Source organism: Neobacillus drentensis (genome assembly GCF_036965425.1).
GTDB classification, from domain to species: Bacteria; Bacillota; Bacilli; order Bacillales; family Cytobacillaceae; genus Neobacillus; species Neobacillus drentensis_F.
In genome coordinates this window covers 329-9,641 of the sequence record NZ_JBALPP010000157.1, presented here as the reverse complement: position 1 = coordinate 9,641, position 9,313 = coordinate 329, and the positions used below count along the sequence as shown (strand labels likewise).

Sequence of the window (9,313 nt, the reverse complement as noted above, 5' to 3'; positions counted from 1 at the left end):
GGATTGTGTTTTGCTAGAAGTATCTATTACTTTACAAAACTCTATTTAGGAGGAATTACAAATCATGAAAAACTTCAAAATTTTTAACATAGTATTATTAATTTTAACTTTATGCTTTTTAGGTGCATGCAGCAATAATGAAAGCGCTTCTAATACAGGTAAAACAGATGACAAGTCTAATACTGAAAAAAAGCTAAAGATTGGTTTAACAGTTCCAAATTTAAGTAATCCATTCTTTGTAGCGATGTCTAAAGGTGCTAAAGAAGTTGCTTCTAAGTATAAGGCTGAAGTAACTACTGTAAGTGCGGATCAAGATCTTGCTAAACAAACTGCACAAATTGAAGACTTTATCACAAAAAAAGTTGATTTAATTTTATTAAGCCCGTTTGATTCTGCTGGAATTGCTGGTGCAGTTAGTGAGGCAAAAGCAGCAGGTATTCCTGTTGTTGCTCTTGATGGATTTGCAGAAGGCGGCATTGACACAGTGGTTATGTCTGATAACGTACAAGCAGGTAAATTAGCTGCGGAGTACCTTGTAAAACAACTTAATGGAAAAGGTAATATTGTTATTATTGATGGACCTCCTGTTTCAGCAGTGACAGACCGAATTAAAGGTTTTAACGAAGTGATTAATAAATATCCAGATATCAAGGTTGTTGCTAAACAAAATGGTGAGGGGAATCGTGAAAAGGCTCTTACCGTAATGGAAGGTACACTAACAGCAAACAAAAAAATCGATGCAGTATTTACAATAAATGATGAAGAGGCTGTTGGAGTACAAATTGCTCAAGAACAAGCTAGTAGACAAAATGAATTCTTTGTCGTAAGTGTTGACGGTGCGCCTTCTGCGGTTGATGCGCTGAAAAAAGGCGGAAGCTTTGCTGGTACTTCAGCGCAATTCCCAAATCAAATGGTTATTGACGGTGTTGCCTTAGCATTAAAAATCATTGATGGAAAGAAAGTAGACTCAAAAGTTCTTATTCCAACTAAATTTATCACTAAAGATAATGTTGATTCCTATAGCGGCTGGTAATTGATTTCCCTCTAGTAGAGGTAAAATATGGTGCTCTATCAGGAGCACTATATTTATATCCTAGTAAAATAGGGCTTAAAAAGAGACGTAGGGAGTGGCACTAATGGCAGTATTTCAGATTCAAGAACAAATAAATCGTCGTCTACCAGAGAGTCAGTTACCCATCCTTAGGATGAAGGCGGTTACGAAGAAATTTTCCGGTGTCAAGGTGTTGCAAAACGTTAATATCGAACTCTATAAAGGGGAAGTCCATGCCTTGATGGGGGAGAATGGTGCAGGAAAATCTACTTTAATGAAGATCATGGCTGGAGTGTATCAGCCTGATGGAGGAACGATTGAATATAAAAGTCAAGAAGTACATTGGAATAATCCAATGGAGGCAAGAAATAAAGGGATCAGTGTTATTCACCAAGAAATAAGCCTTTCACCTAATTTGTCCATTGGTGAGAATATTATGATGGGGACAACATTTAAGAAAAATAGGCTGGGCCTAATAAATTGGAATGATATTTATGAAAATGCTGCCCAAGTTTTAAAATCCATAGGATCTTCCTTGGATCCTCGAGCGGAGGTTTCCACCTTAAGTGTGGCCCAACAACAAATGGTAGAAATTGCTCGAGCTTTATCACTTAATTCTGAGATTTTAATTATGGATGAACCGACGGCATCTCTGACAGATAAAGAAATAGAAAAGCTTTTTGGCATCATTGAAGAATTAAGAAGAAAAGGCGTAGCTATTGTTTATATCTCTCATCGAATGGATGAGATTTTTAAAATTTCAAATCGCTTTACAGTTCTTAGAGACGGTCATTGGGTTACAAGTGGACCAATTTCGGATACAAATCCCGAGAATCTAGTAAAACTTATGGTAGGAAGAGAGTTAAATGAGCTTTTTGTAAGAGAAAGAATCGAAAGTATTGTTAGGTCTGAACAAAAACCAGTCCTTGAGTTAAAAAATGTCTCTGACAAGAAGTATGTAAAGGGGATATCGCTGAAAATCTACCCTGGTGAAATTGTGGGCTTAGCAGGCCTTGTCGGTGCGGGACGGACTGAGCTGGTAAGAACAATCTTTGGACTATCCGAACTGTCAGAGGGTCAAATAATTTTGGATGGCAAGCCCGTTCATATAAAAAGTCCTATTGACGCAATAAAACTTGGCATTGCTCATGTTCCTGAAAGCAGGAAGGAACAGGGGTTATTACCAAATTTATCTGTAAAAGAAAATATACTGATGGCACAATTGCCAACCTATCGTAAATTTAAACTATTGCAGTTTAAGCAAATGAATCGTGATGCTGATCGATACATTAAAGAACTTGGAGTAAGAACGGCATCAAAGGATCAAAATGTTATGGGCCTTAGCGGAGGAAATCAACAAAAGGTTGTTATTGCTAAATGGTTATCTATTGGTCCTAAAATACTGCTGCTTGACGAACCGACCCGTGGTGTAGACATAGGTGCAAAGACTGAGATTCATAAAATCATAAGTAGATTAGCAGAACAAGGGCTTGCTGTATTGATGATTTCTTCTGAATTACCAGAAGTATTAGGAGTTAGTGATCGGATTTTAGTGATTCATGAGGGGAAACTAAGAGCTGAACTATCTCGTAATGAAGCTACTCAAGAAAAAATTATGTACTACGCTACAGGAGAGGTTAAAAAATGAATACAAACTTACAAATGTCAAGTCCATCCGTAGTTTCATTTAAGGAAAAGTCAAAACAGATTTTTAATCAGCTGGGCATGGTAATAATTCTTGCCTTATTAATCATAGTTATGATTATTTTTGCACCGAATTTCACAGACTCAAGTAATATCTTAAACGTACTAAAGCAGAGTTCAATCACTGCCATTCTGGCAGCTGGGATGACTGTAGTTATATTAACAGGAGGAATTGATTTATCGGTAGGCTCAACCCTTGCATTGAGCGGTGTTATATCTGTATTACTATCAAATGCCGGAATTCCTCCAGTTATCGCTATGTTAGTAGGAGTTGCTGTAGGATATGTTGCTGGGGCTATTAATGGATTTTTAACCGCTGTAACTAAGTTGCCTGCATTTATCGTAACGCTTGGAAGTATGACCTACCTGAGGGGGTTGGCTTATGTTATAACCGGCGGATATCCTGTAGTTTTGGCATCAAAGCAGTTCAAGTTCATTGGAGCAGGGGAAATTCTGGGGATTCCTACTCCTATTTATGTGATGGCAATTGTTTATACCATCATGTTAATCGTTTTAAAGTATACGATGTTCGGGCGACATGTTTATGCTATTGGCGGTAATGAAGAAGCTGCACATCTTACAGGGATTAAAGTTAAACGCACCCTGATTAATGTATATTCCATCAGTGGCTTATTCGCCGGTGTTAGTGGTGTTGTGATGGCAGGACGTTTGTTCTCAGGGCAGCCCATGGTAGGAATAGCATTTGAGCTAGATGCGATAGCAGCTGTCGTACTAGGTGGTACTAGTTTTGTAGGGGGACGTGGCCGTATACAAGGAACTATCATTGGGGTTTTGATTGTTGCTGTGTTAACGAATGGAATGACTTTGCTTAACGTGGATTATTACTGGCAACAAGTTGTAAAAGGGATAGTTATTGTTATTGCCGTGCTTCTTGATAGATTACGAAGCAGAACTTAAATTAGTTCCATTTCAAATAAAAAGCCAGAAGAGTAGTCTTCTGGCTTAATAAATTCTAGAATTTAGGAGAGGTTCAAATGTATGATGTAACAGCTCTTGGAGAGTTATTAATTGATTTAACTCCTTATAACTCTTCTCAGCCTGGCAAAGTTGTCTTTGAAATAAATCCTGGTGGTGCCCCGGCCAATGTATTAGCGGGCTTAACCAAATTAGGCAAGAAGACTTGTTTCATTGGTAAGGTAGGAGATGATCAATTTGGACATTATTTAAAGCAAGTTTTATTAGATACAAACATATGCTGCGAAGGATTATCCCTTACCCAAAAAGCAAATACTACGCTTGCATTTGTTCATTTAGATGAAAATGGTGACCGCTCATTCAGCTTTTATCGAAATCCCGGTGCGGATACCATGTTAACAGAGGATGACATTAATGAAAATATCGTAGATCAAACCAAAATTTTTCATTTTGGATCTCTTTCCCTCACTAATGAACCAGCTGCCACTACCACTCTAAAGACAGTCCAAATAGCAAAAGAACAAGGGAAAGTTGTTTCCTATGATCCTAATTTAAGGGCTTTGCTTTGGAAGAATCTAGAACATGCAAAGAAAATGATTAAAGAGGGATTGAAATATGCTAACATTGTAAAGCTTTCGGAGGAAGAGTTGGAATTCATTACTGGAAAGGCAGATTTAGAAAAAGGAACAAGACAACTGGTTGAACAGTATAACACAGAACTTATATTTGTCACGTTAGGAGCTGAAGGCTGTTTTTATCGAAAAGGGGAGAACATAGGGAAATTTAAATCCTTCAAAGTGAATCCAGTTGATACAACAGGTGCGGGAGATGGCTTCTTTAGTGGCGTTTTATATAAATATTTAGAAAAAAATAAACCTATTGCTGATTTAAATATAGATGATATGAAAGAAATTACTATTTTCGGAAATGCAGTTGGAGCGATTGTCACAACAAGGAAAGGTGCAATATTAAGCATGCCGTACATGGAAGAAGTTATGAAACTAATGAATAGTCAAAATTAGTAACTGTTTTACATGCTCCCTTTTATCCAACTTTTTTTAAACTAATATATTCCCCTTACGGGTGTAAGAGTTAAGAGCGAGCTGCCTTTTGGTGGCTTTTCTTATTGAACTATCGATGCAGGTTTCTTCAAAAAAGAGTAACCTTTTTGTTATGTAAAAAAGTTGATTATTTATAATATAAATCGCTATAATTATAACCAGGTACTAATACCAACTTATAATAAAAACATGGGGTGGATTCTATGATAGGTTCGAGAATAACTGCTATTGGTACATATGTGCCCGAAAAAAAGCTAACAAATTTCGATCTTGAACAAATGGTTGAAACAACTAATGATTGGATTATTCAAAGAACAGGAATTCGTGAACGCAGAATTAGTCGCCCTGATGAATTTACCAGTGATTTATGTGTAGCTGCAGTAAAGGATTTAATGCACAGATATAATAAAAAAGTCGAAGACGTAGATATGATCATCGTGGCAACAAGCACTCCAGATTTTCCGTTTCCATCTGTCGCAAGCATCATACAAGAACGATTAAATATCAAACAAACAGGCGCCATTGATTTAAGTGCGGCGTGTGCAGGATTTGTATATGCTCTGCATACAGCAAACACTTATATTGCCTCGGGACTTCACAAGAAGATTCTGGTAATCGGTGCCGATACGATCTCAAAGATAACGGATTATACCGATCGAAGCACATGTGTTTTATTTGGTGATGGAGCTGGGGCTGTAGTGGTTGAAAGGGATGAACAATCAAAAGGTTTCATTGGATTCCATTTAGGAAGTGATGGAAGTGGAGCACAGTATGTATATCAAACTGGACTTTCAAACAAGGTTAATGAGATTGAGTTAATCGATACGAAATGCCTTGTACAAAATGGTAGGGAAGTTTTTCGGTGGGCTGTAAGGAGTGTTCCTACTAGTGTTAGACAAATTTTGAATAAAACACAATTGAGTTTAGACAAGGTTGATTGGTTTGTACCTCATAGTGCCAATTTACGGATCATAGAGCCAATCTGTGAAAAATTAGAATTCCCAATGGAAAAAACTCTTTATAGCCTAGTCAACTTTGGAAATACTTCTGCTGCAACTATTCCTTTAGCTCTTGACCTGGGAATCCGTGAGGGAAAAGTTAAAAATGGAGACAGAGTTCTCATGTACGGTTTTGGAGCTGGTTTGGTTCAAGCTGGTCAACTTCTAGAATTAAATTTTGACGAACAAATTTATACTCCTACACCGTTGTAACGAAAAAGATTGTGAAGGATTATACTTAAACAAACGGGTGCTTTTGTTTAATAACAATTTAAATATTGTAGTAGTAAATCATACTATGTTGTTATAAGTTGTTGTTGCAAATAAGCCAATAAGAGGGCTTAATAAGTAAAAAGATACAACACTATTTCTAGCGATGTACCTTTTTTATATTGTTTGACATTCTATGAAAGTCCTTTGTTTATCCAATAACACTTTTTTTAGCAAGTTATTTGCAAATGAATAGAGGAAGAATTAGGCTTCCTGATTAAGCTCCGCACAATGGTTCATCGTATACATTTGCACGGAGCTAAGTTTTCTAATAAAAATTCTATGCTGGGTATTCATCATTGAAAGGACCTTTTTTGTCATTTATTCTATTATAGCATCACAATAATAAACTCAGAAAGGCCGCCCCCCGCATGATGTTTCAATTGCTTATAGAGTTAAACCACCATCTACAAGTGCAATTGAACCAGTCATATAGCTTGCTTTATCTGATGCTAAGAAAACAACCATTTCAGCAAGCTCGTCCGGTTCAGCATAACGACCCATTCTCATATTTGAAAATTCTTCTGGAACATAACCGCCTTTTTCAAACTGCTCAGCAACACTAGCGGTTAACGCTGTTTGAACACCGCCTGGGCAAAGCGCATTAATACGGATTCCTTTTTTAGCATATTCTAATGCAGCACCTTTCGTTAAACCGATAACTGCATGTTTGCTTGCAGAATATACAGCAACACTATGCTCAGGACGAATGCCTGCAGTAGAAGCCGTGTTAATAATCGATCCGCTTCCTTGCTCTTCCATCACTTTTAGGACATATTTTAATCCAAGGAATACTCCTTTTACATTGACAGACATAATCCGGTCAAATTCGGATTCTTCAACTGAAGTGAAAGGTGCGAACTTTTGGATAATACCTGCATTATTGAAAAATATATCAATGCGGCCATATGTTTCGACTGCTTTATTTACATAGTTTTGCACATCTTCACTTTTCGATACATCTGCCTGAACGAAGATTCCTTCTCCACCTTGCTCTTTCACAAGTTTTAAAGTTTCTTCCCCTGTTTCTCTATTGAAATCAACTATGACAACAGTTGCTCCATTACTAGCAAGTTTCAAACTGCTTGCTCTGCCAATGCCACTTCCTGCACCAGTGATAACGGCAATTCTATTTGCTAATTCCATGTTCATTTCCCCTTTGTTTAAGATTTCTTACATCACCTATTTTATTGCTGATTAAGAATGAATTATTGTATTATTCTACGGATAATAGTATTTTCTTATTGTAAAAAATAAATAATGTAAACGATTTAAAAAACGGATGGAGTAGATGAAATAGATGGAAGTATCCATGGAGGATATGCAATATATATGCCAGCTTATTTGGGAAGTTCATGGAATACCAGTTTATTATGTCAATGGATTTGGTGAGTTCGAGTACGAATTTTCAAGCAGTTACCTACGGAGTAATCCCTATTATGTTCCATTTAAAGAGCAAATAAGTGTATATACGTATGAAGAGGATCCGAGTGAGTTCCCTATCTTTTTTTCAAATTCAAATTTGAATTTTTTCTTTGTGAATCTTAAAAAATCGAACTATTTTTTAGGTACTATTATTGTAGGACCTGCCCTTGAGACCGAAATATCGGATGAAAATATTGCAAAGATTCTAGATGCTTTTAAAGGAAACATCAATAAAAGAAATCTTATTGAATATTATCAAGCCGTCCCCATTAAGGACCATCATCAGCTACTATCGATTAGTTTAATGGTTTATTATTTGCTTTATCGTAAAGCGTTAGATAAAACGGTGGTCCTAGAAAACAATAAAGCGATAGACCTTGGTGTCATACAATCAGAGAATTTAGATGTTGAGCTTTCAAAAGGCAGAAGGAATTTCATTTTTCATTCCAATCTTTCATATGAACGGGTATTGCTTGATTATGTCAAAAACGGGCAGATCGATAAATTAAAGGATATCTTCGATTACTCAATCGTGGGTGAGGCAGAATTAGGATTATTGTCGAGACGGAGTCGCTTACGAAGTGAAAAAAATTTAATGATAACGGGCATTGCCCTTGTTTGCAGAGCTGCCATTGAAGGGGGCTTAAATGAGGAAACGGCCTTTACTTTAAGTGATTATTATATTCAACAAATTGAGGAATTAGGAAACCTAAAGGCCATATTGAGATTAACGGAAGAAGCCATAAGTGATTTTACCAATCGTGTTCACGGTTTAAATGTAGAAAAATATTCTGCACCCATAACTGCTTGTCGACATTATATTTACAACCATCTTTATGGAGACATTACACTGGAACAACTTGCAGAAATGTGTCGATTAAGTCCCAATTACTTATCATCTTTTTTTAAAAAAGAAGTGGGTATTCCTATAAGTGAATATATTCAACAACAACGAGTAGACGAAGCAAAAAAACTGTTGGCTATATCAAGTTATTCGATTTCAGACATCAGCACCTGGTTAAATTTCAATGATCAAAGTTATTTTATAAAAGTATTTAAAAAATACACAGGTTTAACCCCCAGGCAGTTTAGAAATGATCATTCATCCCATCATCTATCGACATGATGGGATGAAAATGTATTGTATAAGTAAGGTATTGGGTACTTGCAGGTTATGGATGCAATAAATATACTTATTGATCAATTTAAAGATTTAAATCCTGTTTTACATGAACATCTTGAATCTAATGGAGAGTTATTACCGCACGTCTACTTTGGGGAGTGCAATGAATTTTTTATAAATTATTTTAATGAGGAATTGCAAGTTCTATCATTTAGCGGACCATATTTAAAAAAAGGTGATGGGGGCCCAATCAAAATAAAACCAATGACTGCGTGTTCTTTCGTTGCAGAACTAGTAAATAAAGATATTTTTGCATATGAAGTCAGAGTCACTTTATTCGATACCACAGAAGATGTTGTTGTAACAAGTCAGGGTATTGAAAAATCTGTTTTTTCATATAGGCTGCCGAGTATAAAACCTACAGGAAAAATGGTAATAGTTGAATTACGGATAGGGAAAGTGCAACGTCATTATAAAAAAATAAGGCCGGCAAGGAGCGGCGGAACAGATACTTCCGCTTTTTTCTCTGCCAATGCTGTAACCACAGGTAAATAGCTTTTGTCTTTATTGCCACTAACCTGTTAAAATTTAAGCATACACCACTTGTGAAACACAGAATGGAAACCCGTTGGATTGCCGAAGGAGAAATATGAAGGTGATTGGGGGGGAAACGTTGAAGAAACGGTCAAGGTTGCGTAGACGGATTCGGGAATGGCTAAACAAGAGGAAACAACAGAAAGAAGAG

The 9,313-nt window shown here is 36.6% G+C and carries 8 protein-coding genes; 7 read left to right on the top strand and 1 reads right to left on the bottom strand.

All coding sequences use genetic code 11. The features are described from left to right. Positions 1-64 precede the first annotated feature (64 nt). The 5 genes from V7161_RS28370 (at position 65) to V7161_RS28350 (ending at position 5,963) form a co-directional block, all read left to right on the top strand. Complete coding sequence (locus V7161_RS28370; protein WP_335716140.1) at positions 65-1,033, top strand: ABC transporter substrate-binding protein; 969 nt, start codon at positions 65-67, stop codon at positions 1,031-1,033. Positions 1,034-1,136: 103 nt separating this feature from the next. Next, positions 1,137-2,699, top strand: coding sequence for a sugar ABC transporter ATP-binding protein (locus tag V7161_RS28365; protein WP_335716139.1), 1,563 nt, complete (start codon positions 1,137-1,139; stop codon positions 2,697-2,699). Then, positions 2,696-3,673 carry an ABC transporter permease gene (locus tag V7161_RS28360; RefSeq protein ID WP_335716138.1) on the top strand — a complete coding sequence of 326 codons (978 nt, stop codon included), beginning with the start codon at positions 2,696-2,698 and terminating at the stop codon, positions 3,671-3,673. The genes V7161_RS28365 and V7161_RS28360 overlap by 4 nt, the downstream gene beginning before the upstream one ends. A gap of 77 nt (positions 3,674-3,750) precedes the next feature. Beyond that, positions 3,751-4,713: a carbohydrate kinase family protein gene (locus tag V7161_RS28355; protein WP_335716137.1), complete on the top strand. Its 963-nt coding sequence runs from the start codon at positions 3,751-3,753 to the stop codon at positions 4,711-4,713. A gap of 242 nt (positions 4,714-4,955) precedes the next feature. Next, complete coding sequence (locus V7161_RS28350; RefSeq protein ID WP_335716136.1) at positions 4,956-5,963, top strand: ketoacyl-ACP synthase III; 1,008 nt, start codon at positions 4,956-4,958, stop codon at positions 5,961-5,963. Positions 5,964-6,407: 444 nt separating this feature from the next. Here the strand turns inward: V7161_RS28350 and V7161_RS28345 are convergent, their stop codons facing one another. Then, on the bottom strand, positions 6,408-7,166 hold the full coding sequence (locus V7161_RS28345; protein WP_335716135.1) for an SDR family NAD(P)-dependent oxidoreductase: 759 nt from the start codon (positions 7,164-7,166) through the stop codon (positions 6,408-6,410). Between the two features lie 154 nt (positions 7,167-7,320). Here V7161_RS28345 and V7161_RS28340 point away from each other — a divergent pair, with 154 nt between their 5' ends. Both V7161_RS28340 and V7161_RS28335 read left to right on the top strand, forming a co-directional pair. Next, the gene (locus tag V7161_RS28340; RefSeq protein WP_335716134.1) at positions 7,321-8,571 is read left to right on the top strand and encodes a helix-turn-helix domain-containing protein; all 1,251 of its coding nucleotides are present in this window, start codon (positions 7,321-7,323) and stop codon (positions 8,569-8,571) included. Between the two features lie 48 nt (positions 8,572-8,619). Beyond that, positions 8,620-9,123, top strand: a complete 504-nt coding sequence (locus V7161_RS28335) for a hypothetical protein (protein WP_335716133.1) — start codon at positions 8,620-8,622, stop codon at positions 9,121-9,123. Positions 9,124-9,313 lie beyond the last annotated feature (190 nt).

Bases quoted from the DNA above. Each gene is read 5' to 3' on its own strand.
- V7161_RS28335 (WP_335716133.1), top strand. From the start codon at position 8,620: ATGGATGCAATAAATATACTTATTGATCAATTTAAAGATTTAAATCCT.
- V7161_RS28370 (WP_335716140.1), top strand. From the start codon at position 65: ATGAAAAACTTCAAAATTTTTAACATAGTATTATTAATTTTAACTTTA.
- V7161_RS28350 (WP_335716136.1), top strand. From the start codon at position 4,956: ATGATAGGTTCGAGAATAACTGCTATTGGTACATATGTGCCCGAAAAA.
- V7161_RS28345 (WP_335716135.1), bottom strand. From the start codon at position 7,166: ATGGAATTAGCAAATAGAATTGCCGTTATCACTGGTGCAGGAAGTGGC.
- V7161_RS28355 (WP_335716137.1), top strand. From the start codon at position 3,751: ATGTATGATGTAACAGCTCTTGGAGAGTTATTAATTGATTTAACTCCT.
- V7161_RS28360 (WP_335716138.1), top strand. From the start codon at position 2,696: ATGAATACAAACTTACAAATGTCAAGTCCATCCGTAGTTTCATTTAAG.
- V7161_RS28365 (WP_335716139.1), top strand. From the start codon at position 1,137: ATGGCAGTATTTCAGATTCAAGAACAAATAAATCGTCGTCTACCAGAG.
- V7161_RS28340 (WP_335716134.1), top strand. From the start codon at position 7,321: ATGGAAGTATCCATGGAGGATATGCAATATATATGCCAGCTTATTTGG.